This window comes from Micromonospora sp. CA-111912, from assembly GCF_050948415.1.
In the GTDB taxonomy this organism is placed as follows: Bacteria; Actinomycetota; Actinomycetes; order Mycobacteriales; family Micromonosporaceae; genus Micromonospora.
The window spans coordinates 5,958,921-5,984,796 of sequence record NZ_CP192007.1 but is presented as its reverse complement, the minus strand read 5'-3'; the positions used below and the strand labels follow the sequence as shown (position 1 = coordinate 5,984,796).

Sequence of the window (25,876 nt, the reverse complement as noted above, 5' to 3'; positions counted from 1 at the left end):
GTCGAGGGGAGTGGCACCGATGGACCGGCGTCCGGCGATCAAACCGGGACCCGACCTCCGGCAGGATGACAGCGGCCGGGACGACTTCGATTCGGCGACCGACGGGGACGGCTTCGGCCGGCTCGACACGGGAGTGACCGGGATGACCGGTTCGAGCATCGACACCATCTATGATCTCGGGCTGCCGGTGGATGCGCTGGCCGACGACGTGGAGGACGCCGAGCTCGACGAGCCGGTGCCGAACGTGGAGCGCCTGGTCGCCCAGGCGGTCGCCCTCGCCGGCGACGACCACGACGCGGCGACACTGGTCGGGCGCTTCTGGCGGTTCGCCCCGGACGAGGAACTGATCGGGTTCACGGCCGAGGAGATGCTCGACGCCGCCCGGGCGCACTGGGACCTGGCGCAGCAGCGGGTGCCGGGCGAGCTGAAGCTGCGCATCCACGAACCGGACGCCGACCAGCACCACACGGTGATCGAGATCGTCACCGACGACATGCCGTTCCTGGTCGACTCGGTGACCGCCCTGCTCAACGCCCACCACCTCGACGTGCATCTGCTGGTGCACCCGCTGGTGGTGGTGCGCCGGGAGCCGCTGGGCCGGTTGACCGAGGTCTCCGCGGACGTGGAGCCCGACGACGCGATCGACGGGGACCTGGTCGAGAGCTGGATGCGGATCGAGATCGACCCGGTCCGCGACGCCGGCGAGCGGGAGAAGCTGCGCCGCGAGCTGCAACGGGTGCTGACCGACGTGCGGGAGGCGGTCGAGGACTGGCCGAAGATGCGCCAGCGCGCCCTGGCCCTGGCCGACGAGCTGGCCGCCGCCCGTACCGCAGACAACCGCCCGCCGGTGCCGGAGAAGGACATCACCGACTCGGTGGAGCTGCTGCGCTGGCTGGCCCACGACCACTTCACCTTCCTCGGCTACCGCGAGTACCGGCTGGTGGACGCCCCCGGCGGTGAGGGCTCGGCGGTGGAGGCGGTGCTCGGCACGGGCCTGGGCATCCTGCGCTCGGACTCCCCGGAGGTGCGGGCGCTGTCCTCGATGACGTCCGAGGCGCACGAGAGGGCGCTGGAGAAGCGCCTGCTGATCATCACCAAGGCGAACTCCCGGGCCACCGTGCACCGCTCGGCGTACCTGGACTACATCGGCTTCAAGATCTTCGACGAGGCCGGTCAGGTGATCGGCGAGCGGCGCTTCCTCGGGCTGTTCTCCACGGCGGCGTACCGGACCAGCGTCCGGGAGCTGCCGGTGGTCCGCCGCAAGGTGGCCGAGGTGCTGGACCGCTCCGGCCTGAGCCGACGCAGCCACTCGGGCAAGGACCTGCTCCAGATCCTGGAGACGTACCCGCGTGACGAGTTGTTCCAGATCAAGACCGAGGATCTGTACCACGCGGTGATCGGCGTGCTGCGGATGGCCGGCCGCCGGCAGCTGCGGGTCTTCCTGCGGCGGGACGCGTACGGGCGGTTCATCTCCTGCCTGATCTACCTGCCCCGGGACCGGTTCACCACGCAGAACCGGCTGCGCATGCAGGACATCCTGCTGCGCGAGCTGAACGGCGTCGGGGTGGACTACACCACCCGGGTCACCGAGTCGATGCTGGCCCGGGTGCACTTCATCGTCCGCACCGATCCGACCCGGCCACCGGGGGACATCGACGCGGACCTGCTCGCCGAGGAGCTGGCCGACGCCACCCGGCTGTGGGACGACGACTACCGCCTGGTGCTGGAGCGCAAGCTCGGCGACGAGCAGGCCAAGCACCTGTTCAGCCGGTACGCCGACGCCTTCCCGGAGGGCTACAAGGACGGGCACACGCCGTACGAGGCGATGAAGGACCTGGCGAAGCTGGAGCTGCTGGAGGAGCCCGGCCAGCTTGAGATGCACCTGTTCCGCAAGCAGCTCGCCCCGCGCGGCAACGGCGCGGGCCGGGGCGCGGACCTCGACGAGGCGATGGACGTCAGGTTCAAGGTCTACCGGTACGGCGAGCCGATGATGCTCTCCGCGGTGCTGCCGGTGCTGCACTCCCTCGGCGTCCGGGTGGTCGACGAGCACCCGTACGAGGTGGACCGGATCGACGGTCGGGTCTACCTGTACGACTTCGGGCTGCAACTGCCCGAGGGCCACCAGGAACTGGCCGAGGTGCGCCCGCACGTGGAGAACGCCTTCGCGGCGGCGTGGCGGGGCGAGGCCGAGGTCGACGGCTTCAACGAGCTGGTGCTGCGCGGCGGGCTCACCTGGCGGCAGGTGGTGGTGCTGCGGGCGTACGCGAAGTACCTGCGACAGACCGGGACGGTCTTCTCCCAGGAGTACATGGAGCAGACCTTCATCGCGTACCCGCGGATCACCGCGCTGCTCGTGGAGCTCTTCGAGACCCGCTTCGCGCCCGGGGAGCCGACCGCCGAGCAGCGCCGCGAGCGCAGCGGCGAGCTGGTGACGGAGATCGGCGCCGCGCTGGACGACGTGGTCAGCCTCGACCAGGACCGGATCCTGCGGTCGTACCTGACGCTGATCCAGGCCACCCTGCGCACCAGCTTCTACCAGAAGCCGGTCGGCGGGCGGCCGAAGGCGTACGTGGCCTTCAAGCTGGACCCGCAGGCCATCCCGGACCTGCCGGCCCCGCGGCCGAAGTTCGAGATCTTCGTCTACTCGCCCCGGTTCGAGGGCGTGCACCTGCGGTACGGGCCGGTGGCCCGGGGCGGGCTGCGCTGGTCCGACCGGCGGGAGGACTTCCGGACCGAGGTGCTCGGCCTGGTCAAGGCGCAGATGGTGAAGAACGCCGTGATCGTGCCGGTGGGCGCCAAGGGCGGCTTCGTGCTCAAGCAGAAGCCGGGGGACCGGGACGAGGCGGTCGCCTGCTACCAGGAGTTCGTCGGCGCGATGCTCGACATCACCGACAACATCGCCGCCGGTGAGATCGTGCCGCCCGACGACGTGGTCCGCCACGACGGCGACGACCCGTACCTGGTGGTGGCGGCGGACAAGGGCACCGCCACGTTCTCCGACATCGCCAACGAGATCTCGGCGGCGCACAACTTCTGGCTCGGTGACGCGTTCGCCTCCGGCGGCTCGGCCGGGTACGACCACAAGAAGATGGGCATCACGGCCCGGGGCGCCTGGGAGTCGGTGAAGCGGCACTTCCGGGAGCTGGGGCACGACACCCAGACCCAGGACTTCACCGTGGTCGGCGTCGGCGACATGTCCGGCGACGTGTTCGGCAACGGGATGCTGCTGTCCGAGCACATCCGGCTGGTGGCCGCGTTCGACCACCGGCACCTCTTCCTCGACCCGGACCCGGACGCCGCCGCCTCGTACGCCGAGCGCAAGCGGCTGTTCGACCTGCCCCGGTCGTCCTGGGAGGACTACGACCGGTCGCTGATCTCCGAAGGGGGCGGGGTGTACCCGCGCGCGGCGAAGTCGGTGCCGATCTCGCCGCAGGTCCGGGCGGCCCTCGGGCTGGACGACGACGTCAGCCAGCTCTCCCCGCAGGAGCTGATGAAGGCGATCCTCACCGCGCCGGTGGACCTGTTCTGGAACGGCGGCATCGGCACGTACATCAAGGCGTCCAGCCAGACCAACGCGGAGGTGGGCGACAAGTCCAACGATGCGATCCGGGTGGACGGCAAGGCGTTGCGCTGCCGGGTGGTCGGCGAGGGCGGCAACCTCGGTTGCACCCAGGTCGGGCGGATCGAGTACGCCCGGGCGGGCGGGCGGATCTACACCGACTTCATCGACAACGCGGCCGGGGTGGACTGCTCCGACCACGAGGTGAACATCAAGATCCTGCTCAACACGGCGGTCGCGGACGAGGCGCTGACCCGGCCCGAGCGCGACGAGCTGCTGGCCGGGATGACCGAAGAGGTCGGCGAGCTGGTGCTGCGGGACAACTACGACCAGGCCCGGGCGATCAACAACTCGCAGGCCCAGGCCGCCTCGCTGCTGCCGGTGCACCGCCGGATGATCGGCGAGCTGGAGCGCTCGGGGGCGCTGGACCGGGCGCTGGAGGGGCTGCCGCCGGACGACGAGCTGGCGGTGCGCACCGAGTTCGGGCTGACCGCGCCGGAGTTCGCGGTGCTGCTGGCGTACGTGAAGATCGTGCTGGAACGGGAGATCCTCGCCGAGGGCCTCGCCGACGAGGAGTGGACGACCGAGGTGCTGGTCAACTACTTCCCGACCCCGATGCGGGAGCGGTTCGCCGGCCGGATGGGCCAGCACCGGCTGCGCCGGGACATCGTGACCACCGTGCTGGTGAACGAGGCGATCAACCGGGGCGGCATCTCGTTCGTGTTCCGGGTGGTCGAGGAGACCGCGGCGTCCGCGGCGGACGTGATCCGGGCGTACGTGGTGGTCCGCGAGGTGTTCGGGCTGCGCGAGCTGTGGGACGCCGTCGAGGCGCTCGACAACAAGGTCGACCCCGATCTGCAGACCGCCGTCTACCTGGACACCCGGCGGCTGCTCGATCGGGCGGTGCGCTGGCTGGTCACCAACCGGCGCTCGCCGATCGACGTGCCGGCCGAGACCGCCCGGCTGCGCGACGGGGTGGCCCGGCTGCTGCCCGGCCTGGAGAACCTCTTCTACGGCAGCGAGCGGGAGGCCATCGCCGCGCACATCGACGGGATGACCTCCCGAGGGCTGCCGCGCGGCCTGGCCGAGCAGGCGACCCGGCTGATGTACAGCTTCGGGCTGCTCGACGTGGTGGAGACCTCGGCGAGCACCGGTCCGGACGTCGGCGAGGTGGCCTCGGTCTACTTCGTCCTGTCCGACCGGTTCCGGGTCGACTCCCTGCTATCGAAGATCTCGCTGCTGCCGCGGGAGGACCGCTGGCAGACGCTGGCCCGGATGGCGCTGCGCTACGACCTGTACGCCGCGCTGGCCGCGCTCACCGCGGAGGTCCTCGGCTCCACCCCGAACGACCTGCCGCCGCTGGAGCGGGTGTTGCAGTGGGAACAGTCGAACGCCACCTCGATCCACCGCGCCCAGCGGGCGATGGGGGAGTTCGACGAGTCCCGGGCGGACCTCGCCGCCCTGTCGGTGTTGCTGCGTCAGATTCGTACCCTGGTGCGGACCTCGGCGGCCTGAGTCGCCCGGAGCGCGCCGCGGCCGGTCGGTGTCCCCGACCGGCCGTGGTGCGTTCCGGGGGCCGCCCGTCCCCACTTCTCAGCCGGTCATCGTCGCGAAGACGACGACGTTGTCCAGGTAGCTGCCCGCGTTCTTGTCGAACTGCCCGCCGCAGGTGACGACCCGCAGGCTGGCCCGGTCGTTCGGGCCGTACACCAGCTCGGTGGGAAAGGCCTTCTTCGGGTACGACTTCACCTCGTCGACGGTGAAGGCGGCCTGGCTGCCGTCGTCCCGCGACACCGTGATGGCGTCGCCCGGCTGGAGCGCGCCGAGTGAGAAGAAGACGGCGGGACCGCCGACCTTCGCCGAGTCGACGTGCCCGACGACCACCGCGTTGCCGGTCTCGCCGGGGCTCGGCCCCGGGGAGTACCAGCCCGCGCTCAGGGCCTGCTCCAGCGGCGGGACCTGGACGGTGCCGTCGGGGTTGGTGCCCAGCGTCATGATCGGGGCGTCGACCCCGATCCGGGGGATGGCGATGGTGGTCGGCGTGGCCCGGCCCAGCCCGGCCACCGGCTGTCCCTCGGCGGCCGACCCGATGTCGGGATCGGTGGGCTGGTCGACGCCGTTCCCGCCGGGGCCGGCGGCGGTGCGGCCGTCCGCGCCGGTCTGGGACAGCGGCTGAGGTGGGCGGGGTGCGGGCTCGGGCGTGCTGCGCAGCGAGGCGCCCACCAGGCCGGCACCGACCATCGCGAGCGTGACGACGACGGCCGCGCCGGCGGCACGCCACGGTCTCCCGTGGCGGCCGCCGGCCGGTGTCGCCGTCACGTCAGACGAGGGACCCATTGACCCGACGCCGCCGCATCAGCACGATGCCGCCGAGCGCCGCGGCGCCCAGCATGCCCGCCCCGGTGGTGGCCATCCCGCGGTCGGTGCCGGTGGTCGCGCCGCCGTCACCGCCGTCGACGTGGCCGCGCGGAAGCACGACCAGCTCGCCCTCGCCGCAGGAGCCGTGCAGCTTGTGGCGGCCCGGCTCGGCGTCCTCGGAAACCCTGGCCTCGCCGAAGTAGACGAAGTCCTTCTTGTGCTCCCAGGACCGCTCGTCCTCGCCGCGCCCGGAGTCCTTGCCGTGCTCCGAGTCGTTGTCGCGGCCGGAGTCCTTGCCGTATTCGGAGTCGTTGTCGCGGCCGGAGTCCTTGCCGTATTCGGAGTCGTTGTCGCGGCCGTAGTCCTTGCCGTGCTCCGAGTCGTTGCCGCGGCCGGAGTCCTTGCCGTGGCCCGACTCCTCGTCCCGGCCCCAGCTGGAGCCCTCGCCGGACCGGTCCTTCCCGGACTCCTTGCCGTGGTCCTTCTCGGCCTTCTGGCCCTGCTCGTAGCCGCCCCAGTCCTGCTCGCCGTACGGGTCGGCGGTGCCGCCGCCCTTGCCACCCGACTCCTCGCCGGGCTTGCCGTCGTCCTTGCCCTGCTCCCCACCGGGCTTGCCGTGCTCGCCGCCCTGCTCATCGCCGGGCTTGCCCTGCTCCCCGCCCGGCTTGCCGTTGTCCTTGCCGTGGTCCTCGCCCGGCTTGCCGTCGTCCTTGCCCTGCTCCCCGCCGGGCTTGCCCTGCTCCCCGCCGGGCTTGCCGTGCTCCCCGCCGGGCTTGCCGTGCTCCCCGTTGTCCTTGCCGTCGTCCTTGCCCTGCTCGTCGCCGGGCTTGCCGTGTTCCCCGTTGTCCTTGCCGTCGTCCTTGCCGTGGTCCTCGCCCGGCTTGCCCCCGTCCTCGCCGTGCTGGCCGCGGTCGTCCTCGGCCGCGTGCAGCTTGACCTTGCCGGTGACCTTGGACCAGACGAAAGCGTTCCTCTGCGGCTCCGAGCAGATCTCCAGGAGCTCGACCTTGTCGCCCGCCTTGACGACGTGCGGCTTGGCGTAGACCTTGCCGTCGCGGGACTCGCCGTCGTGGCCATCCGCGAACGCGATCCCTGGCGTGAATACCAGCAGGGAGGCCCCCCCGAGGGCGGCACCCGCAACGACCTTCCCGAGCATCTTGTTTGCCATGACCTGCGTCACTCCATCCCTGTTCGTCCTGAGCTCGACGTCAGCCGAGCTACTCAAGACGTTAGACCGGTTCGCGAGCTATAAGAGGAAAGATTCATCTTTTGCAGTTTCCCGGCCTTCGGGTGGAAGGTCCGACAAGCGCACTTCGTCGGCTCCCCTCGGGCGTTGCCGACCCGGGGAAGGGTTGCGGCCCGACTGCGCGGGGCGCACCCTTTCGGGGGACGGGGGCGCCTCGCCCCGGGCTGTCTCCAGCGGTGTCATCACGCCGCACTGCTCCGGGTGTCCTGTTGGGCTCGGGCGAACAAGCATCGAACCATTGCCATGGAAGCGCTCCCATGCAAGAATTTCCCTCACGCGGTACGGGGAGCCACACCGCACAAGGCAGACGTCGAGGGCACCGGTCCCACCGGACGCCGTCCGCCGCCCCGACCGGCCGTTTCTCGCGCCGGTCGCGCACCACCACCAAAAACCGCCCGTCCGGGTCGGGCACCCCGAAAATCCCCCCGTGGCGCCGCCGATCGTCCCTGCAGGACGTCGGGCGCCGTTCCGCCGGGCCGCGAGTCCGGTCACGCCCAAGGAGATCTGTGCCATGAGTATGAGGAAGAGACTGTCCGGCCACCGCCGGGCGCTCGCACTGTCCGGTGCGGGTGTCCTGGTCGCCGCCGGCCTGGTGACCCTCCCGGTCACCGCGGCCCAGGCCGCGACCCAGTGCAGCGTCGACTACACCACCAACGACTGGGCCGGCGGATTCACCGCCAGCGTCACCATCAAGAACCTGGGTGACGCGGTCAGCTCCTGGAACCTCGGGTTCACCTTCCCGAACAGCAGCCAGCGGGTGCAGCAGGGCTGGTCGGCCAAGTGGAGCCAGGCCGGGCAGAACGTGACCGCCGCGAACGAGTCGTACAACGGCTCAATCGCCAGTGGCGGCAGCGTGAGCATCGGTTTCAACGGCGCGTGGAGCGGCAGCAACCCGAAGCCCACCTCGTTCACCCTGAACGGCGTGGTCTGCAACGGCAGCACTCCCCCCACCACGCCGCCCCCGACCACGCCCCCGCCGACGACGCCCCCGCCGGGGGAGAAGGTGGACAACCCCTACCTGAACGCCAAGGGGTACGTGAACCCGGAGTGGAAGGCCAAGGCCGAATCGGTGGCCGGCGGCAACCGGGTGTCGAACAACCCGACCGCCGTCTGGATCGACCGGATCGCCGCGATCAACGGCACGCCGGACAGCACCTCCAACGGTGCGATGGGCGTCCGTGCCCACTTGGACGAGGCGCTGAGGCAGGGTGCCAAGTACATCCAGTTCGTGGTCTACAACCTGCCCGGCCGGGACTGCGCCGCGCTCGCCTCCAACGGTGAGCTGGGCCCGAACGACCTGCCCCGGTACAAGGCCGAGTACATCGACCCGATCGCCGCGATCCAGGGCGACGCGAAGTACGCCAGCCTGCGGATCATCAACATCATCGAGATCGACTCGCTGCCGAACCTGGTGACCAACACCTCCGGCAACCCGGGCGGCACGGCCATGTGCGACACCGTCAAGGCCAACGGCGCCTACGTCAACGGCGTCGGGTACGCCCTGGCGAAGCTGGGCGCGCTCGGCAACGTCTACAACTACATCGACGCCGCGCACCACGGCTGGATCGGCTGGGACAGCAACTTCGGCCCGACCGCCGACCAGCTCAAGGCCGCCGCCGTCGCCTCGGGCAGCAACGTGAACAACGTGCACGGCTTCATCGTCAACACGGCCAACTACTCGGCGCTGCACGAGCCGTACGTCAAGATCACCGATAACGTGAACGGCACGTCCGTGCGGCAGTCGAAGTGGATCGACTGGAACTTCTACACCGACGAGCTCTCGTTCGCCCAGGCGTTCCGCACCAAGCTGGTCTCGGTCGGCTTCAACAGCAACATCGGCATGCTGATCGACACCTCCCGCAACGGCTGGGGCGGCACCGCCCGGCCGACCGGCCCGGGTGCCCTGACCAGCGTCGACACCTACGTCAACGGTGGCCGGGTCGACCGGCGGATCCACGCCGGCAACTGGTGCAACCAGTCCGGCGCGGGCCTCGGTGAGCGTCCCAAGGCCGCTCCGGAGTCCGGCATCGACGCCTACGTCTGGGTGAAGCCCCCGGGCGAGTCGGACGGCTCCAGCAAGGCGATCCCGAACAACGAGGGCAAGGGCTTCGACCGGATGTGCGACCCGACCTACACCGGTAACGCCCGCAACGGCAACAGCATGAGCGGCGCCCTGCCGGACGCCCCGATCTCGGGTGCCTGGTTCTCGGCGCAGTTCGCCCAGCTCATGCAGAACGCCTACCCGGCGCTCTGACGCTCCACCAGGCACGCCTGCCCGCCGCTGGCGAGGAGTGAGGCACTCTCAGCGGCAGGTTCCCCCGGCCCCTGGTCCGACCGTTCACCGGTCGGGCCAGGGGCCCCCGGCCTGTCAGGGCACGGTCTTCTCCACCGCCGCCTGGCCCTGCTCGGCCAGGTCGCGGCGGGCCCGCTCGACGTTCTTCGGCGTCACGTCCTGGCCCCGGGCCCGCACCAGGTCCTCCGGCTCCCACGGCTGCTCCGCGCCGGTGCGGATGTTGTCCCCGCCGGCCCCCGTGCCCGCGCCGTGCGGGTCGCCGAGCAGGTCCTCGGTCGAGCCGGCGCCCTCCGGGACGTCCCCCGGCCCGCCGAAGGACGGGGTGTCCCGGTCGGCCCCGCCACCGGTCGCCAACTGCCGCACTGTGCTCTCGTCGTCCACCGCCGCTGCCACCTCGGGGCTCTCCTCCAGCGGTCGCCCGGCGTTCCGGTCGCGCTTGGTCATCCTGCTGCCCTCCTGTCCCCGGGTGTTGCCTGATCCCCGCGGCGTACCCCGCAGCGCCCCGGACATGCCGACGGCGCAGGACCCGGGGGACCGGCAGGCGGTCATCCTCAGGTCACCTGGAGGGCGACGGCGAGCGCAATGATCGTGGCCGGGGCGTGCGGGTCGCGCGCCACCCGGGCGACCACGTCCCGGGCGGCCGGGCGGTGCCGCAGTTCGGCCGGCGCGGTGCGTTCGGCGTCGACCAGGACCCGGCCGGCGTTGGCCGGGTCGTCGGCCTGGAGGTAGGCGCGGGCGGCGTCGAGCAGGTGCGCGGCGCGGTGCTCGGCGGGCAGCCACCGCCAGCCGTCCCGTCCGATGACCCTCTCGTGCCAGGCGACCGCGTCACGGGCCGCGCCCAGCTCGACGGCGGCGGCGACCCGGGCCAGCTCGACCGCCGTCGGCCCGAACGCGGTCCGGTGATGGTCGTGGCCATCGCCCACCCGCAGCGCCATCTCGGCGGCCTCGCCGATCAGGTCCGTGGTGGCGCGGTCGTCGCCGTGCCGGGCCGCCGCCAGGGCGGCCTGCACGAGCAGCGTCCCGCACAACGACAGTTCCGCCGGCCGGGCGTCGTCCGGGTCGGGAGGGGCGATCCGGTACGCGGCGGCGAGCGCCGTCGACATGGCCGCCCGCGCCCGCCCCGAGGCGCGCAGCACCTGGCCGAGTTGCACGGCTGCGGCGGCCACCAGCACCGGCTCGCCGGCCGCAGTGGCCATGGCCCGGTCGGCGGCCAGCCACGCCAGGTCGGCCTCGCCGAGCTTCACCAGCAGCGACGCGGTCACCCGGTATGCCTCGACCAACAGCGCGCGGCCCGCCATCGGGTCGTCGGCGTGGCAGCGCTGCGCATCGGCCAACACGCCCGGCACCAGCGCGATCACCTGCGGATACCGGGCGTGCTGGAAGGTGGTCCACGCGTGCGCGACGTCCCCCGCCACCCGATCCGCCGGCAACCCGGGCCCGCGTGCCGCCGGCCGGCCCAGGGCGATGTCGTACGTCGACAGGGCCGCCCGGATCCGATCCACGCCCTCGACGCACCGGGTCACGTCGGCGGGCCGAGCGTCCCGGCCGAGCAGCACGGCGGTGTCGATCCGCAGGACGCCGGCGATGGCCTGGAGGGTGGACACCTTGTCGAGGGCCCGGACGCCGCGCTCGACCTTGTCGACCCAGCTCTTCGACTTGCCGAGCCGGTCGGCGAAGACCTGCTGGGACAGCTTCCGCCGCCCCCGCCAGTACGCCACTCGGCGGCCGACCGGCAGCCGGTCACCGCTCTCCACGACGCCACCGCCGGTCCGGCACCGCGCGGGTGGTCTCCTCGACCGGTATCCGATCCGCCTCGGCCTGCGCGAGGATGCGCCGCCTGGCGGCCTCTCGCTCCGCCTGCTGAATCTGCTCGCCCTTGTTGTCGTCGACGGGAGCATCGTCGCTCATTTCCGCCTCCGTTCCTGCCAAGCCTCAAGCGTCTTGCGCGCCTGCACGAGCCTTGGACATCCATTGTCGCCGCACTTCGAGCAGACGTTGCGGTGATGAAAGTCGATGACGTAGCCGGCCATGACGACGCTGAACGGTGTCCCCGGCCGGCTTCGGCTACTCATGCCGGCCCTTGCCCTGGGGCTGACCCTTGGCGGCCTGGTGGGACCCGCGCGTGGCGTCCGGACGCCCGGTGTCTTCAGGAGGAGAATCTGGCTCGCGGTACGCGCCGGATCGTCGGGAGAAGGTCGATCGTTCGACCACGTCCAGCGGTTCGCCCTGTCGCTGAAACCATTTGATCTTCCCCACCCGCGACCTCCCGAAATCTTGTGCCGATATGGCTCCTGCTCACAGTCGGGGGACGATAGGGCGCTCGGCAATATCTGAAGGCCCACTTCGGCGCTATTGATTGACGCCGTGCCGTCCAGCGCGGCAGGGTGTGCCGAATGAGACGAGCAGACGGGCTCAACTGGGATCGAGGCTGAATGTGAGTGACGTTGGACTTTCTTCTGTGCCACGTCGGCAGCTCGGCAGAATGCTGCGACAGGCGCGCGAGGAAGCGGGCATCAATCTGGAGGCTGCGGCTGAGGCTCTGGAGTGGTCCCGCGCCAAGATGTACCGACTGGAGAGCGGCCAGACCGCGCTACGGACCCACGACGTGAACCTGATGTGCCAGCACTACGGCACGTCGACCGAGCTGACGGAAGTCCTCGTCTGCCTCTCCCGGGAGAGCAAGAGCAAGGGCTGGTGGCACGCCTACGGGGACGTCATCCCCGCTTGGTTCGAGCTGTACGTAGGACTCGAAGCGGCTGCCCGCCGGGTACGACACTACGAGCCGAACCTGATTCCCGGCTTGTTGCAGTCGCCCGAGTACATGGAGGGGGTGTTCGCCACCAAGAAGAGCCGGACGCCGCAGGAGGTGGCACAGAAGGTGGCGCTGCGGCTGGAGCGGCAAAAGCTTCTTACTCGCCGGAGTCCGGCCGCACCTGGTTTCGAGGCGATCATCGATGAGGCGGTCATCCGCCGGCCTATTGGGGATCTTGAAGCGTGGAGGCGGCAGCTTGCCCACTTGGTGAACGCATCGCAGGCAGCCAACGTGAGCTTCGTAGTGCTGCCACTGGCCGCTGGGCCGCACCTGGCGTCCATCACCGGAGCATTCATCATGCTAGATTTCCCTCCTGTCGGGACGCGCCCAGCGGAGCCCTCCACAATCTACTGTGAATCATTGACGGGAAGCCTCTATCTGGACCGCCCGAACGAAATCGAGGCATACTCAGACGTCTGGCAGACGTTGCGAGGGCTTGCCCTTGACGAGCGCGCCTCAGAGGACTTGATAAGCACGGTGATCAAGGAGAGCTACGATGAGTGATCTGGCTGGCGCCTCCTGGCGCAAGAGCAGCCGCAGCGCCAACGAGGGTGCCTGCGTGGAGGTGGCCGACAACCTGCCCGGCGTGGTCGGCGTGCGGGACAGCAAGGACGTTGCGGGGCCTGCCCTTGCCTTCGCCCCCGCCTCTTGGTCGACCTTCGTGCAGAGCGTTCGGGAAGACGCCCTGAGCTGACCGCCAGCGACAGCACGCCCACCCGCCGGGCCCGCAACGGCAAATCAGCGGCTCCGCATACCGCCCACCTGCCTACTCCTGGAAGCGCCGGCGGTGCTCTTGGAAGGGCCGACCGCCGCCGCGCCAGTTGAGGGGCGCGGCGGATCCCGGCTACCCGCACGAGTTGGGCGAGACTGGCCGGCTGCGGGGGTTCTGCAGCGATGGAAGGCCAACTTCCCGGTAAGGGTGTTGCGCCTGATCAGAAGGCTGTGTCGGCAACGCACAGACGATCACGCGGTGGCCGCCTCACGTTCACAGGACTGCCGCTGCATCGGTGGCCAGGACCGTTCCTGCCGATGCGAGCGTGGAGCCGGTCAGGAACTGCCCCGTTTGTGCTGTCGGTGGAGTGGGAGCGTGGACGGGGCAGCTCCGTAGGGGCCGAAGGGCAGGTCCCCGACCGGGGGGAATTCGTCAGCCCGCAGCCCGACTGCCCGGTGTACGGGTCGCCTTGGCCCGGTTCGTGCTCCAGATCCCGAGCCTCATCCGCGGTCAATCGGATCGCCCACGCCCGACAGGGAGGGCAATGGGTCGGCGCGCGACGCTGCGTATCGCCTCGATGTATCGTCTCGATACATCGGACAGTTAGGCCCCACTGACGAGGGAGCGGCGATGAAGCTGGTCGATTACGACAGGGAGCAGTACCAGAACTACACGCGCGGCCGCGCGCTCACCGAGCAGCAGTTGGGGGCCTGGATGAGCGCCTTCGCAGCCGCGCTACCCGAGCGGCGTCCGCTGGTGGGGCTGGACGTCGGGTCAGGAACCGGCAGGTTCACCCCGGCGCTGGCGCGAGTGTTCGGGCCGGTGACCGGGATCGAGCCGTCGGCCCGCATGCGCGAGGTGGCGCAGGCGGAGTCCCAGCATCCCGGCGTGCAATACCTGGCAGGCTCTGCCGAGGACATGCCGGTGCCGTCCGGCAGCGCCGACTACGCGCTCATGTTCTTGTCCTGGCACCATGTCCAGGACAAGCCCCGAGCGGCCCGGGAGTTGGCCAGGGTGCTCAGGCCGGCCGGCCGGCTGCTACTGCGCGGAAATTTCAACGACCATCATCCCGAGCCGTGGTGGCTGGACCACTTCCCTCGCGGTCTTGAGGTGGACACCGCGCTGTTCCAGCCGCTGCACGAGGTCATCGCGATGTTCACGGCGGCCGGTTGGCGCGTTGCCGGATTCGGCATGGTCACCCCTCCGTCCGATGGCACTCGCGCCGACGTGCTCGAACGGCTGCGCTTGCGCACTCTCTCGTTCTTCGCCCGGCTCGGCCCCGACGAGGCGGAGGCCGGCCTCCGCAGCATCGAGGAGGCCGTATCCGCCGATCCCGGCGCGCCATCGCCCGCGCTGTCCGAGGCGCTGCTCACACTCGAACGGCGCTAACGCCGCCGTACGCCGTGCGCGCCAGGGCTTGACCGGCCGAAGGCCGAACGCGCGCCCCGGAGCTGAGAATGCCGACCGGTGCAGCCGGGCGTTGATCTTGCAGACGACCCTCCCCATGATGGCTCGGCGCGTGAGGAAGACTGGCGGGCATGGCTGACTTGGGCGATGCGAAGGCTGCGCTGCACCACTACCTCCAGGCGATTCGCGAAAACCTGGTCTGGAAGCTCGACGGGCTGAGCGAACGCGAAGCCAGACTGCCCCGCACCGCGACCGGCAACAACTTTCTGGGAATCGTCAAGCACTGCCTCAATGTCGAAGCCGGCTACTTCGGGCCTACCTTCGGGCGCGAATTCCCGACGCCTGAGGAACTGGTCCCCATGCAGGCATTCGAGGAGGATCCGCAGGCGGACTGGTATGCGCGGGAGGAGGAGACGAAGGATGGGCTGATCGACCTGTATCGCCGTGTCGGTGTGTTCGCGGATCAGACGATCGAACAGCTACCGCTCGACGCGCCGGGGCAAGTGCCGTGGTGGCGGCCAGGTGGACAGGCCGTGACGCTGCAGAGGATCATCGTCCACGTGACCTGCGACCTCGCTCGGCACGCCGGTCACGCCGACATCATGCGCGAGCAGCACGACACGGCGATCGGCCTGCGACGGGAGAGCACCAACATCCCCGACGACTACGACTGGCCGGCGTACGTCACCAAGCTGACGAAGCTGGCTGACCGCTTCGGATAACCGCCCGGTCCCGTCCGCACAGTTGGTGCGGATGATCCCGGAAGGTGTCCGCAGGCCCGCGAGGGAAAGGACACCATCCGGGATCATCTGTGTGGGTGTCAGCCGACGACTTGGGCGGCGATGGCCGTCGCGGCCGTGCGTAGTTCGGCCTTGGTCAGCAGCGGAGTCTTGTTGGTGACCCCGCTGCCGTCGCCCCCGAAGTAGTTTACCGCCAACAAGCGCAGGTAGTAGCCCTGCGGAAGCTTGACCTGCACCTGGTAGAAGCGGTACTGCTTGCCGTTCTTCGCCGGGCTGGTCTCGGTCGTCTCCACCACCTCAAGGCCCTCGGCCGTCGTCGACGCCTGGCAGGTGCCGGCTTTCATGCCGTGATCGCACTCGAGCACGTTTGCGCAGACGCGCGGGCCGGAGCCGGCCAGTGGACCGCTCCCGCGCGGGAGCTGACCGCCCGGATCAAGGCCGGCACCGCCCTGCGAGCCGCAGCTGTCCGGCCGGACCCACATGTACAAGCCGGCTTTCTCGCCGTGGCGGGCCACACCAGATCGGGCGGCCCACCCGACCGGATTCCGCTCGGCGTACATCGCCGGGTGACCGTCCGGGAGGCGCTTCTCACCTGGTACGTCGGGCATGTAGATCCATCGGGCGTCGGGCGCGGCCCCGGCGACTGCCGTCTCGAGTGCCACCCGCAGCCGGTTGAGGGTCTGCTGGATCGCCTTCGGATCGCTGGCGTCGAGCCGTAGACCCGAGGTCGGCGCGGACGGGGACGCCGAGGGGGCGGCGGATGCCGATCCGGGGGGAGCCGCCGCCGACGGCCCAGGCTGAAGCTGGGCGCCCCCGCTCAGGGCGACGCCGACCGAGATCGCGAGGCCGGTCGCCGCCAAGGCGGAGCCGCCTCCCGCGATGCGGCGCAGCAGGCTTCCGCGCCGCTGGCGTTGGATGATCCGGTCGACGTCGACCGTCGACGGCGGTGCGGTGCCGATGTGCTCGTCGAAGATCTGCTGATTCATGAAGTGCTCCCAGATGAGTACGCCAGGGTGCGCAGCGTCTCGAGCCCCCGCGCCGACTGACTTTTGACCGTTCCCGCGGAGATGCCCAGCAGTTCCGCGGTGTCCTCGACCGAGTGGTCGAGGTAAAAGCGCAGCACAACGACTGCTCGCTGCCGTGGCGCCAGGTGCGCCAGCAACCCCGTCAGCTGATCCCGGTCGTCGGCCCGGTCCGGGTGCGTCCAGCCGGTCTCCGGGGGATCCTCCACCGACTGTTCCCGCCGCCAGGGCCGGCGGCGCTCGTCCAGCCAGGACCTCGTCAGCACCCGCTGGGCGTACGCGTCCGGGTTGTCGGCCGAGGTCACCCTGCGCCAGTGCCGGTAGAGCTTGCCCACGACGATTGACACCAGATCGTCCGCGCCGTGCCAGTCATGACACAGCAGGTACGCCGCGCGCCGCCAGCGGTCCATGCGAGCGCCGACGAATGCCCGAAAGTCGTCCTCCTCGGACTTCTTCACGCTGCTCCTTCCCATCGCATCCACTCGCACGACGGAGCGCACTCCCGGCAGGGTTGCATCGCAGCCGAGCTTTGAATAACAAACGCGGGCGGGCGCGCTACGCCGTCACCGCCGGAGAGCCCCGGAGAAGCTGTTCGAGCGCAAGAGGCGGACGCGCCGCACGCCCCGGCCGTCGTGGGCCGGGGCGTGCGGAGGGGCTACGTCGAAAGGGCGGTCAGCGGCCGAGTACCCGGTCCAGGAAGTCGCGGTACCGGCGTACCGCGATCCGGAGCTGCTCGGTGTCGTCGCCGGTCTGCTGCCAGTCGCCCAGCCTGTTCTTCTGCTCGGCGAGCGCGGCGGCGAGCGCCTGGATGGCCTCGTCCACCAGTGACTGGGCCTGACCGGCGGCGGCCTTCGGGTCGTCGACGAAGCGGAGCTGGACGTCGCGCCAGCGGTCCCGGAAGGCCTGGGCGGCCTCCGGCTCGAAGAGGTCGGTGGCGTCCTCGTGCATCGCGCCGCCCGCCGGCCGGGCCGTGGCCGCGCCGAGAGCGCCCGCCTCGGCGGCGTCCGAGGTGGCGGCGTCCGGGTCGGTCATGCCCGGCTCGGGCCGGCCGTACCCGGCGGCGCCGGCGACCACCGCGTCCTCGCGGCTGCGGTCCGCCCCGTGGCGCTCGTCGGCCCGGTCGGCCTCGGCGTCGCCCGCGTGCCGGTCGCCCGGGTGCCGCGCGTCGTCGGGCCCGCCGGCCGCCTCGGCGGCCTCCCAGCGGTCCCGGTCGTGCAACCTGTCCCCGGCGGTCGGGTCGGCGCGCTCGGCGTCGAACGCGTCGGTGCGCCCCGGTGCGCCGTCGCCGGGCTGGGCGGTGTCCTCGCCGCGCGGGTCCCGCTCGTCTTCCGGACGGCCGCTGGCCATGGCCGAGGCGGCCACCGCGTCGCCCACCGTGGTCGCCCCGAACGCGGTGGGCAGGGGTGCCGGCTCGTGGAACTCGGGTGCCCGGTCGGGGTCGGCGTCCCGCACGTCGTACGGGCGGGTGTCGTCCAGGTCGTCGGCGTCCCGGCGGCGCTCGCCCTGCCGGTCCGTCCCGTGCTCGCCGTCCCGTTCCCCGGTTACGGCCGGGTCGTCGAAGGTGCCCCGGTCGTCGAGTACGTCCTCGGGCAGGTCGACCCGGCCGTCGGCGTCGCGGTCCCGGTGGTGGCCGGCCTCGGCGGGCCGGTCGCCCGGGGGCGGGACCGGCACCGGCGCGGATCGGACGGCCTCCGGGTGGTCGCTGCTGGTCTGCTGCTCCTGGCGCATCGTGGCTCTCCTCAACGGCTCGTGGCGTCGTGCGGACGGTCGGCGGGCGTGGCATCGGCCCGCTGCTCGGGCGTGGCGACCGGCTGGTGCCCGGGCACGTGTTCCGGCTGGCCCTGCTCCGGCGCCCGGCTGCCCACCGGATCCTCGCCGAGCAGGTCGGCGAAGAGCGCCCGGTAGTGGACGACGGCCTGCCGCAGTTCCTCGGTGCCCGCCTCGCCGCGCTCGTTGCGCAGCCGGATCTCGTGCGCGTCCCGGTAGTGCGACAGCGTCCGGGCGTGCTCGACCGACAGGTGGGCGGCCTGGTCGTCGAACTCGCCGGTCGGGTAGCCGCGCTCGGCGACGAGCCGGCCGACCAGTTCGTCGGCGTCGCTCACCGTCTCGGCGGGGGAGTCGACGAAGCGGACCTGGAGTTCCTCCCACGCGGCGGCGTAGCGGGCCCGGGACTCGGGGGTCAGCGGGGTGAGGGTCAGCTCGGCGTGCCGGCGTTCCCGGTCCCGCAGCTCCCGCTCGGCGGCCGAGCGGCTGTCCTGCTCCGCGACCACCCGGTCGTACTCGGGGCCGAACCGGGATTGCAGCGCGCGGCGGCGGGCGACCTGCCGGAGTACGACGGCCAGCGCCGCGACGACCACCAGCACGACGAGAACTATGACGATTACCTGCGTGGGCGACATGGCTCCTCCTTCGTCCCTCCGGTATTCCCTCTGGCTACTGATCGCCAATCCCGATCCGGGGGAATTTCCTGGGTGATCACGGGTATCGGGACGCGGCACGGGCGGTTCCGGGCGCGCTGCGCCTCGGCGTCCGGTTCCCGGGCAGTGGGATGACCCGGCCCACAGGGCTGCTCCCGGCGAAAACTTGACTGGTTCCAGAAAACGAGCCAGGGTGGGGTGATGCCGGTCGAGTCAGACGTCGAGCGCCTCCGGGCGGCCGGGCTGCGCGTCACGCAGCCCCGCCTCGCGGTGCTCGCGACGGTGCGCGGTCGGCCCCACCTGGACGCCGACACGATCACCCGTCTCGCCCGGGGCCGCCTCGGGCGGCTCTCCGGTCAGGCGGTCTACGACGTCCTGCACGCCCTGACCGGGGTGGGCCTGCTGCGCCGGTTCGTCCCGGCCGGTGGTCCCGCGCGGTACGAGGTGCGCGGGACGGACCACGACCACCTGATCTGCCGGGAGTGCGGCGTGATCAGCGACACCGGCCGGAGCCCCGCACCGGGGCCCTGCCTCGACCCCTCGACGGCGGCCACCTTCGCGGTGGAGTTCGCCGAGGTCACGTACTGGGGGCGCTGCCCCGACTGCCAGCAGCGACACCTATCCGGAGGAGAGCGATGAGCGACTCGCAGGCCAGCAAGCCGATCCTGACGACCCGCCAGGGCCACCCCGTGCACAACAACCAGCAGCAGCGGACGGTCGGCTCGCGCGGCCCGGCGACGCTGGAGAACTACCACTTCCTGGAAAAGATCAGCCACTTCGACCGGGAGCGCATCCCGGAGCGGGTGGTGCACGCCCGTGGATTCGTCGCGCACGGCGAGTTCGAGGCGTACGGGACGATCGGTGACGAGCCGGCGTCGAAGTACACCCGGGCCAAGCTGTTCCAGACCAAGGGCAAGAAGACCCCGCTCACCATTCGGTTCTCCACGGTCATCGGCGGCCGGGACTCCTCCGAGGCGGCCCGCGACCCGCGCGGCTTCGCGGTGAAGTTCCGCACCGAGGACGGCAACTGGGACATGGTGGGCAACAACCTGCAGGTCTTCTTCATCCGGGACGCGATCAAGTTCCCCGACGTGATCCACTCGCTGAAGCCGGACCCGGTGACCTTCCGCCAGGAGCCGAACCGGATCTTCGACTTCATGTCGAACACGCCCGAGTCGATGCACATGCTGACCTGGCTCTTCTCGCCGTACGGCATCCCGAAGAACTACCGGACGATGCGCGGCTCCGGGGTCAACACGTACCGCTTCGTCAACGCCGAGGGCGAGGGCGTGCTGGTCAAGTTCCACTGGATGACCCAGCAGGGCGAGCACAACCTGACCGAGGCGCAGGCCGCCGAGATCCAGGCCGGCGAGCTGGGCCACGCCTCGAAGGACCTCTACGAGGCCATCGAACGCGGCGAGTACCCGCAGTGGGAGCTCAACGTCCAGGTCATGAGCGACGACGAGCACCCTGAGCTGGACTTCGACCCGCTGGACGACACCAAGATCTGGCCGGAGGAGGACTTCCCGTACCTCCCGGTCGGGATGATGACGCTCAACCGCAACATCACCGACCACCACAACGAGAACGAGCAGATCGCCTTCGGCACCGGCGTACTGGTCGACGGGATCGACTTCTCCGACGACAAGATGCTGATCGGCCGGACGTTCTCCTACTCGGACACCCAGCGCTACCGGGTCGGCCCGAACTACCTCCAGCTGCCGGTCAACCGGCCGCGCGAGGACGTTCAGGTCAGCACCAACCAGGGTGGTGGCCAGATGTCGTACGGGGTGGACAACCGGGGCAGCAACCCGCACATCAACTTCGAGCCGTCCTCGGTGGCGGGCCTCGACGAGGCCGACGAGTCCTACCGGGAGTACCGCCCGTTCGTCTCGGGCCAGATCATGCGGGCCCCGCTCGAGCGGCAGAACAACTACTCCCAGGCCGGCCGCCGCTACCGCGAGATGGCCGACTGGGAGCGCGACGACCTGGTCCTCAACCTCACCAACCTGCTGGCCCAGTGCGACAAGCACATCCAGGAGAAGATGGTGTGGCACTTCAGCCAGTGCGACGAGAACTACGGCCGGCGGATCGCCGAGGGGCTCGGCATCTCCGTCAACGCCTGACCCGCGCCGGTCGAACCGGCCGGGTGGGCACCGACAACCGCCCGACCCCACCGGCTGCGCAGGCACCGGACCGAGCGCCCCGCCCAATCCCGGGCGGGGCGCTCGTGTGTGCACCGACCACAGCGGAGCGTGCCCGGGTCGAAGCGTGGGGCAATAGGCCGGTATCGCAACGGCCGGCGATTACGTATCCTGCCCAAGGCGCCGTGCCGGTGCCTCGGCGCCGCGGCGGGCGAAGCCCGTGTCGGCGTCGGCGCCACCCGCTGCCACACCCTCCGGGCGAGGTCTGATGAACACCCGCGACTGGCCGATCCGCTCGAAGCTGACGGCGCTGGTCGTCGCGCCGCTGAGCGCGCTGCTGGTGCTCTGGATCTTCGCGACCACCCTCACCTTCGGCCCGGCCCGGGACCTGCTCTCCGTCAGCACCCTCCTGTCCGACCTCGGCCGGCCGGGCGAGACGGTCGTCGCCGAGCTGCAACGGGAGCGCCGGCTCAGCGTGGTGCAGCTCGCCGGCGACGCCGCGCTGCCGGCGCTGGCCGAACAGCGGCGGCGCACCGACATCGCGGTCGCCGAGCTGCGCGGGCGGGTTACCGGCGAACGCCTGCGCGACGCCGCCGACGACCTGCTCGACGCCCGCGTCGACCGGCTGCTCGGCGCGCTGGACGGGCTGCCCACCGGGCGGGGCTTCATCGACCGCCGCGAGGTCGACCGGACCGGCGCGATCGGGCTCTACAGCGGCATGGTCGGCGCGGCGTTCCAGGCGTTCTCGGCGCTGGCCACGCTGCCCGACGACGACCTCAACCGGCAGGCCCTGGCACTGACCGCACTCGGCCGGTCCCGGGAGCTGCTCGGGCAGGCCGACGCGCTGCTCGCCGGGGTGCTGGTCAGCGGGCACTTCGCCGAGGGCGAGCACGCCCAGCTCGTGCAGACCATCGGCAACCAGCGCTTCCTGATCGAGTCCGCGGTGGCCGACCTGCCGGCCGACGACCGGGCCGCGTACCAGCGGCTGGCCGAGAGCGACGCCTTCGCCCGGCTGCGGGCCCTCCAGGACGCCCTGGTCCGGGCCGACCCCGTCCGGGCGCCCGCCGTGGACCTCCGGGCCTGGCAGACCAGCCAGGACGCCGTCCAGCAGAGCCTGCGCGACTTCGAGCTGACCCAGGCCGACGGATTGGCCGAGCGGACGATTCCGGTGGCGGTCGGCATCCTCGCCCGCCTCGGAGCGGCCGGCGTGCTCGGGCTCGTCGCCGTGGTGGTGTCGGTGCTGGTGTCCCTGCGGGTGGGCCGGTCACTGGCGCAGCGGCTCTCCGGGGTGCGCACCGCCGCGCTGGAGATGGCCGAACACCGGCTGCCGGACGTGGTGGCCCGGCTGCGCCGCGGCGAGGACGTGGACGTGGCCCGGGAGGCGCCCGTGCTGGAGTACGGCCGCGACGAGATTGGCCAGGTCGGGCACGCCTTCAACGAGGTGGGCCGCACAGCCCTGCGCGCCGCCGTCGACGAGGTCAGCCTGCGCCGAGGGCTCAACGACGTCTTCCTCAACATCGCCCGGCGCAGCCAAGGCCTGGTGCACCGGCAGCTCGCCCTGCTGGACCGGATGGAGCGCCGCGTCGAGGACCCGGACGAGCTGGCCGAGCTGTTCCGGGTGGACCACCTGGCCACCCGGCTCCGCCGGCACGCCGAGGACCTGGTCATCCTTGCCGGTGCCGCGCCCGGCCGGGGCTGGCGCAACCCGGTCGCGATGGTCGACCTGGTCCGGGGGGCCATCTCCGAGGTCGAGTCGTACGACCGGGTCGACATCGTCGACGTGCAGCCCGCCGCCACGGTGGGCCGCGCGGTCGGCGACGTCACCCACCTGCTCGCCGAGTTGGTGGAGAACGCCACCGCGTACTCCCCGCCGGGCACCCACGTGTCGGTGCGCGGGCAGAGCCTGCCCAACGGGTACGCGCTGGAGATCACCGACCAGGGGCTTGGCATGTCCGTCCCGGCGATGGAGGAGGCCAACCGGCGGCTGGCGACGCCACCGGAGTTCGATCCGGCCGACAGCGCCCGGCTCGGGCTGTTCGTGGTGGCCCGGCTCGCCTCCCGACACGGGATCCGGGTACGGCTTTGCCGGGCCGCCCAGGGCGGGGTCACCGCCGTGGTGCTGATCCCGCCGGACCTGGTGACCACCGAGCCGCCGCCCGATCCGCTGCCCGCCGCGCCGGACGGCTCGTTCGACGACCGGCGGATGGCCAAGGTGACCCGGCTCAAGACCCTGCCCCGGACGCGTCCGGCCCGGATCACCCGGGAACGGGCGGACTCGCCGACCGCCGTGGTGCCGCTGGTTCCCAGCCGCGCCGTGCCGGTCGACCCGTCCGGTGAGGGCGACGGCCTGCCCCGCCGGGTGCGCCGGCGGGGCCCCGCCGCCCGCCCCCGGCCGGCCGCCCTGGACGCGCCGGCCCCACGCGCCCCGGAGGAGGCCCGCCGGCTGATGTCCGCCCTGCAGGCCGGCACCGCCCGGGGCCGCCGGGACGGCGCCGCCGACGGGGGTCCCGTGCCGCCCGTCTCCACCTCCACCTCCGCCGCCGACGCGTCACCGGAACCGGACACCCCGGCGGTGCCTGCGCAACCCCCGACCGCAACTGAGAGGGATGCCTAGTGGTGCACACGACGAGGCCGAACGTCGATCTCGACTGGTTGCTCGACGACCTGGTGGAACGGGTGCCGGCCAGCCGCCAGGCGGTGGTGCTGTCGGCGGACGGGCTGCTGCTCGGCGCCTCGGCCGACTCCGACCGCAGCGACGCCGAACACCTCTGCGCCCTGGCCTCCGGCTTCTCCAGCCTGGCCAAGGGCGCCAGCCGGCACCTCGACGCCGGGGGAGTCCGGCAGACCGTGGTGGAGATGGAGTCGGCATATCTCTTCGTCACCGCCGCCGGCCAGGGCGCGTGTCTGGCGGTGGTCGCCGAGGCCGACGCGGACATCGGCCTGGTGGCGTACGAGATGGCGATGCTGGTGATCCGGGTGGGCGAGAACCTCACCGCGCCGGCCCGGGCCGGATCGGGTGCCGCCGATGCGGGCTGAGTCTCCCGGGCCGCAGCACGAGTGGCTGGACGCCGATGCCGGTCCGGTGGTCCGCCCGTACACCCTGACCGGCGGCCGGGTCCGGCCGCCGGCCGGTCTCGACCTGGTGGCCTTCGTGCTCACCGCCCGGGCCGTCGACCCCGCCACCCACTCGCGACTGCACCCGGAGCACCGGCGGCTGGTCGAGCTGGCCCGCCGGCCGGTGCCGGTCGCCGAGCTGGCCGCCGAGCTGGACCTCGCGGTCGTCGTGGTCCGGGTGCTGGTCGGCGACCTGCTCGCCCGCGGCCTGGTCTCCGTGCACGCGCCGGCCGGCACCGCGTTCCTACCCGATGACAACATCCTCAAGGCGGTGGTCAATGGACTCCGTGCGCTATGACCGTGACGGAACAAGGGTGCGGATCCCGCTGGCCCTGAAGATCCTCATCGCCGGCGGCTTCGGCGCCGGCAAGACGACGCTGGTGAGCGCGTTGAGCGAGGTCCGGCCGTTGCAGACCGAGGAGGTCCTCACCGGGGCCGGGATCGGCGTCGACGACGTCTCCGGCGTGGAGGGCAAGTCGACCACCACGGTGGCGATGGACTTCGGCCGGATCACCATCAACGAGGACCTCCAGGTCTACCTGTTCGGCACGCCCGGGCAGGACCGGTTCTGGTTCCTCTGGGACGAGTTGGCCTTCGGGGCCCTCGGCGCGGTGGTGCTCGCCGACACCCGACGGCTGGCCGACTGCTTCCCCTCGATCGACTACTTCGAGCAACGGAACATCCCGTTCGTGGTCGGGGTGAACTGCTTCGACGACGGCCGCCGGTTCAGCCTGGACTCCGTACGGCAGGCCCTGGACCTGGACCCGGGGGTGCCGCTGGTGTTCTGCGACGCCCGGGACCGGCAGTCCGGCAAGGAGGTGCTGATCTCGCTGGTCGAGCACGTCGCCCGGCAGCGCGGCGAGCCGGTGCCGGTGGCCTGACCCGGCCCGCGGCGGCTCCCGGCGAGACGGCGATCTGGTCGATTCGCGAAAATCAGGGCTGACGCGGTGGGTGGCGGGGAAAGCTCTGGTGGGATCGACACGGACAGCGGCGGAAGGCGGATCGGGTGACCGGGCAGCAGACGATCGTCCACCTCGGTGGTTACACGGCGGCCAGCGGCGGCCGGGGCGACGGGATCGTCGCCGCCCGGCGGGACCCGGGAACCGGCGCGCTGACCCCGCTCGGCACCGTCGCGGTCACCCCGTCGCCGTCCTTTCTCGTCCGGCATCCCGTCCTGCCGGTGCTCTACGCCGTGAACGAGCTGGCCGAGGGGGAGGTCAGCGCGTTCCGCACCGGCCCGGACGGCGACCTGACCCCGCTGGGTGTGCGGGGCACCGGCGGCGCGGACCCCTGTCACCTGGCGGTCACCCCGGACGGCGGGCACCTGGTCGTCGCCAACTACGGCGGCGGCAGCGTCGCAGTCCTCCCGCTCGACCCGCAGGGCGTTCCCGGCGAGCGCAGCGACCTGGTGGTGCACTCCGGGCACGGGCCGGACCCGCAGCGCCAGGAGAAGGCGCACTGCCACATGGTGTCCCCCGCACCGGACGCTGGGCCGCTGCTCGCCGTCGACCTCGGCACCGACTCCGTCTACCGGTACGACCTCGACGCCGCCTCCGGCCGGTTGGTGCCCCGGGCCCCCCGGGTGCACCTGGCGGCCGGCACGGGCCCCCGGCACCTGGCCCGGCACCCGGACGGCCGGCGCTGCTGGCTGGCGGGGGAGCTGGACGGCACGGTGACCGCGTACGAGCTGACCCCCGACGGGGCGCTGCACCAGCGCGGCCGGGTGGACGCCAGCACCCGCGCCGGCCACGTCCAGCCCTCCGAGATCACGGTCGGCGCGGACGGCCGCTTCCTCTACGTCGGCAACCGGGGCGTCGGCACGGTGTCGGTCTTCGCGCTGGCGGGTGAGCTGCCCGAGCTGGTCGCCGAGGTGGAGACCGGCGGGGAGTGGCCCCGGCACCTCGCGTTGGCCGGCGGGCACCTCTACGTCGCCGACGAGCGCGCCGACATGATCCGGGTGTTCCGGGTGGACCCGGCGACGGGGGTGCCGACGCCGGTCGGCGAGCCCGTCCCGGTGCCCAGCCCGACCTGCGTCCTGCCCTGACCGGGCGG

The 25,876-nt window shown here is 71.6% G+C and carries 22 protein-coding genes; 13 read left to right on the top strand and 9 right to left on the bottom strand.

Features of this window, described 5'->3' with window-relative positions; genetic code table 11:
* Window positions 1-19: 19 nt before the first annotated feature.
* The gene (locus tag ACQPZO_RS25060) at window positions 20-5,074 is read left to right on the top strand and encodes an NAD-glutamate dehydrogenase (RefSeq protein ID WP_433344418.1); all 5,055 of its coding nucleotides are present in this window, start codon (window positions 20-22) and stop codon (window positions 5,072-5,074) included.
* Window positions 5,075-5,152: 78 nt separating this feature from the next.
* On the opposite strand, the gene ACQPZO_RS25055 is transcribed toward ACQPZO_RS25060, so the two are convergent.
* Together ACQPZO_RS25055 and ACQPZO_RS25050 are read right to left on the bottom strand one after the other, a co-directional pair.
* On the bottom strand, window positions 5,153-5,878 hold the full coding sequence (locus ACQPZO_RS25055) for a class F sortase (protein WP_433344417.1): 726 nt from the start codon (window positions 5,876-5,878) through the stop codon (window positions 5,153-5,155).
* 1 nt (window position 5,879) lies between these two features.
* On the bottom strand, window positions 5,880-7,085 hold the full coding sequence (locus ACQPZO_RS25050) for a hypothetical protein (RefSeq protein WP_433344416.1): 1,206 nt from the start codon (window positions 7,083-7,085) through the stop codon (window positions 5,880-5,882).
* 589 nt (window positions 7,086-7,674) lie between these two features.
* On the opposite strand from ACQPZO_RS25050, the gene ACQPZO_RS25045 reads away from it, so the two are divergent.
* Window positions 7,675-9,417 carry a glycoside hydrolase family 6 protein gene (locus ACQPZO_RS25045; protein ID WP_433344415.1) on the top strand — a complete coding sequence of 581 codons (1,743 nt, stop codon included), beginning with the start codon at window positions 7,675-7,677 and terminating at the stop codon, window positions 9,415-9,417.
* 114 nt (window positions 9,418-9,531) lie between these two features.
* Here ACQPZO_RS25045 and ACQPZO_RS25040 read toward each other — a convergent pair whose 3' ends face one another.
* The 3 genes from ACQPZO_RS25040 to ACQPZO_RS25030 form a co-directional block, all read right to left on the bottom strand.
* On the bottom strand, window positions 9,532-9,900 hold the full coding sequence (locus ACQPZO_RS25040; RefSeq protein ID WP_433344414.1) for a hypothetical protein: 369 nt from the start codon (window positions 9,898-9,900) through the stop codon (window positions 9,532-9,534).
* A 107-nt stretch (window positions 9,901-10,007) separates the two neighbouring features.
* A complete protein-coding gene (locus ACQPZO_RS25035; RefSeq protein WP_433344413.1) occupies window positions 10,008-11,210 on the bottom strand; it encodes a helix-turn-helix domain-containing protein in 1,203 nt (400 codons plus the stop codon).
* Window positions 11,197-11,364 carry a hypothetical protein gene (locus ACQPZO_RS25030; protein WP_433344412.1) on the bottom strand — a complete coding sequence of 56 codons (168 nt, stop codon included), beginning with the start codon at window positions 11,362-11,364 and terminating at the stop codon, window positions 11,197-11,199. Before ACQPZO_RS25030 ends, ACQPZO_RS25035 begins: the two co-directional genes overlap by 14 nt.
* 574 nt (window positions 11,365-11,938) lie before the next feature.
* Between ACQPZO_RS25030 and ACQPZO_RS25025 the strand changes: the two genes are divergently transcribed.
* From ACQPZO_RS25025 to ACQPZO_RS25010, 4 genes are all read left to right on the top strand, one after another.
* Entirely contained in the window at window positions 11,939-12,772 is an 834-nt protein-coding gene (locus tag ACQPZO_RS25025) for a helix-turn-helix domain-containing protein (RefSeq protein WP_433344411.1), read from the top strand.
* Window positions 12,765-12,962 carry a DUF397 domain-containing protein gene (locus ACQPZO_RS25020; protein WP_433344410.1) on the top strand — a complete coding sequence of 66 codons (198 nt, stop codon included), beginning with the start codon at window positions 12,765-12,767 and terminating at the stop codon, window positions 12,960-12,962. Before ACQPZO_RS25025 ends, ACQPZO_RS25020 begins: the two co-directional genes overlap by 8 nt.
* Before the next feature lie 648 nt (window positions 12,963-13,610).
* Entirely contained in the window at window positions 13,611-14,369 is a 759-nt protein-coding gene (locus ACQPZO_RS25015) for a methyltransferase domain-containing protein (protein WP_433344409.1), read from the top strand.
* A gap of 149 nt (window positions 14,370-14,518) precedes the next feature.
* Window positions 14,519-15,109, top strand: a complete 591-nt coding sequence (locus ACQPZO_RS25010) for a DinB family protein (protein ID WP_433344408.1) — start codon at window positions 14,519-14,521, stop codon at window positions 15,107-15,109.
* A gap of 98 nt (window positions 15,110-15,207) precedes the next feature.
* Here ACQPZO_RS25010 and ACQPZO_RS25005 read toward each other — a convergent pair whose 3' ends face one another.
* The 4 genes from ACQPZO_RS25005 to ACQPZO_RS24990 all read right to left on the bottom strand — a co-directional run bounded on the left by ACQPZO_RS25005 (window position 15,208) and on the right by ACQPZO_RS24990 (window position 18,548).
* A complete protein-coding gene (locus ACQPZO_RS25005) occupies window positions 15,208-16,113 on the bottom strand; it encodes a hypothetical protein (protein ID WP_433344407.1) in 906 nt (301 codons plus the stop codon).
* A complete protein-coding gene (locus tag ACQPZO_RS25000) occupies window positions 16,110-16,607 on the bottom strand; it encodes a SigE family RNA polymerase sigma factor (RefSeq protein ID WP_433344406.1) in 498 nt (165 codons plus the stop codon). Before ACQPZO_RS25000 ends, ACQPZO_RS25005 begins: the two co-directional genes overlap by 4 nt.
* Before the next feature lie 214 nt (window positions 16,608-16,821).
* Complete coding sequence (locus tag ACQPZO_RS24995; RefSeq protein ID WP_433344405.1) at window positions 16,822-17,877, bottom strand: hypothetical protein; 1,056 nt, start codon at window positions 17,875-17,877, stop codon at window positions 16,822-16,824.
* A gap of 11 nt (window positions 17,878-17,888) precedes the next feature.
* On the bottom strand, window positions 17,889-18,548 hold the full coding sequence (locus ACQPZO_RS24990; RefSeq protein WP_433344404.1) for a hypothetical protein: 660 nt from the start codon (window positions 18,546-18,548) through the stop codon (window positions 17,889-17,891).
* Between the two features lie 219 nt (window positions 18,549-18,767).
* Here ACQPZO_RS24990 and ACQPZO_RS24985 point away from each other — a divergent pair, with 219 nt between their 5' ends.
* The 7 genes from ACQPZO_RS24985 to ACQPZO_RS24955 all read left to right on the top strand — a co-directional run bounded on the left by ACQPZO_RS24985 (window position 18,768) and on the right by ACQPZO_RS24955 (window position 25,868).
* The gene (locus ACQPZO_RS24985; RefSeq protein ID WP_433344403.1) at window positions 18,768-19,205 is read left to right on the top strand and encodes a Fur family transcriptional regulator; all 438 of its coding nucleotides are present in this window, start codon (window positions 18,768-18,770) and stop codon (window positions 19,203-19,205) included.
* Window positions 19,202-20,692 (top strand): catalase, encoded by a 1,491-nt coding sequence (locus tag ACQPZO_RS24980; RefSeq protein WP_433344401.1) that lies wholly within the window; start codon window positions 19,202-19,204, stop codon window positions 20,690-20,692. Before ACQPZO_RS24985 ends, ACQPZO_RS24980 begins: the two co-directional genes overlap by 4 nt.
* A 286-nt stretch (window positions 20,693-20,978) precedes the next feature.
* Complete coding sequence (locus ACQPZO_RS24975; protein WP_433344399.1) at window positions 20,979-23,324, top strand: nitrate- and nitrite sensing domain-containing protein; 2,346 nt, start codon at window positions 20,979-20,981, stop codon at window positions 23,322-23,324.
* Window positions 23,324-23,746, top strand: coding sequence for a roadblock/LC7 domain-containing protein (locus ACQPZO_RS24970; protein ID WP_433344397.1), 423 nt, complete (start codon window positions 23,324-23,326; stop codon window positions 23,744-23,746). Before ACQPZO_RS24975 ends, ACQPZO_RS24970 begins: the two co-directional genes overlap by 1 nt.
* Window positions 23,736-24,122 carry a DUF742 domain-containing protein gene (locus tag ACQPZO_RS24965; RefSeq protein WP_396670022.1) on the top strand — a complete coding sequence of 129 codons (387 nt, stop codon included), beginning with the start codon at window positions 23,736-23,738 and terminating at the stop codon, window positions 24,120-24,122. The genes ACQPZO_RS24970 and ACQPZO_RS24965 overlap by 11 nt, the downstream gene beginning before the upstream one ends.
* Window positions 24,103-24,705 (top strand): GTP-binding protein, encoded by a 603-nt coding sequence (locus ACQPZO_RS24960; RefSeq protein WP_396670021.1) that lies wholly within the window; start codon window positions 24,103-24,105, stop codon window positions 24,703-24,705. Before ACQPZO_RS24965 ends, ACQPZO_RS24960 begins: the two co-directional genes overlap by 20 nt.
* A 125-nt stretch (window positions 24,706-24,830) precedes the next feature.
* Window positions 24,831-25,868, top strand: coding sequence for a lactonase family protein (locus ACQPZO_RS24955; RefSeq protein WP_433344395.1), 1,038 nt, complete (start codon window positions 24,831-24,833; stop codon window positions 25,866-25,868).
* Window positions 25,869-25,876: the final 8 nt, after the last annotated feature.

Coding starts and splice junctions, on each gene's coding strand:
- ACQPZO_RS25060 (WP_433344418.1), top strand. CDS start 20: ATGGACCGGCGTCCGGCGATCAAACCGGGACCCGACCTCCGGCAGGAT.
- ACQPZO_RS25050 (WP_433344416.1), bottom strand. CDS start 7,085: ATGGCAAACAAGATGCTCGGGAAGGTCGTTGCGGGTGCCGCCCTCGGG.
- ACQPZO_RS25045 (WP_433344415.1), top strand. CDS start 7,675: ATGAGTATGAGGAAGAGACTGTCCGGCCACCGCCGGGCGCTCGCACTG.
- ACQPZO_RS25040 (WP_433344414.1), bottom strand. CDS start 9,900: ATGACCAAGCGCGACCGGAACGCCGGGCGACCGCTGGAGGAGAGCCCC.
- ACQPZO_RS25030 (WP_433344412.1), bottom strand. CDS start 11,364: ATGAGCGACGATGCTCCCGTCGACGACAACAAGGGCGAGCAGATTCAG.
- ACQPZO_RS25025 (WP_433344411.1), top strand. CDS start 11,939: ATGCTGCGACAGGCGCGCGAGGAAGCGGGCATCAATCTGGAGGCTGCG.
- ACQPZO_RS25020 (WP_433344410.1), top strand. CDS start 12,765: ATGAGTGATCTGGCTGGCGCCTCCTGGCGCAAGAGCAGCCGCAGCGCC.
- ACQPZO_RS25015 (WP_433344409.1), top strand. CDS start 13,611: ATGAAGCTGGTCGATTACGACAGGGAGCAGTACCAGAACTACACGCGC.
- ACQPZO_RS25010 (WP_433344408.1), top strand. CDS start 14,519: ATGGCTGACTTGGGCGATGCGAAGGCTGCGCTGCACCACTACCTCCAG.
- ACQPZO_RS25005 (WP_433344407.1), bottom strand. CDS start 16,113: ATGAATCAGCAGATCTTCGACGAGCACATCGGCACCGCACCGCCGTCG.
- ACQPZO_RS24995 (WP_433344405.1), bottom strand. CDS start 17,877: ATGCGCCAGGAGCAGCAGACCAGCAGCGACCACCCGGAGGCCGTCCGA.
- ACQPZO_RS24990 (WP_433344404.1), bottom strand. CDS start 18,548: ATGTCGCCCACGCAGGTAATCGTCATAGTTCTCGTCGTGCTGGTGGTC.
- ACQPZO_RS24985 (WP_433344403.1), top strand. CDS start 18,768: ATGCCGGTCGAGTCAGACGTCGAGCGCCTCCGGGCGGCCGGGCTGCGC.
- ACQPZO_RS24980 (WP_433344401.1), top strand. CDS start 19,202: ATGAGCGACTCGCAGGCCAGCAAGCCGATCCTGACGACCCGCCAGGGC.
- ACQPZO_RS24975 (WP_433344399.1), top strand. CDS start 20,979: ATGAACACCCGCGACTGGCCGATCCGCTCGAAGCTGACGGCGCTGGTC.
- ACQPZO_RS24965 (WP_396670022.1), top strand. CDS start 23,736: ATGCGGGCTGAGTCTCCCGGGCCGCAGCACGAGTGGCTGGACGCCGAT.
- ACQPZO_RS24960 (WP_396670021.1), top strand. CDS start 24,103: ATGGACTCCGTGCGCTATGACCGTGACGGAACAAGGGTGCGGATCCCG.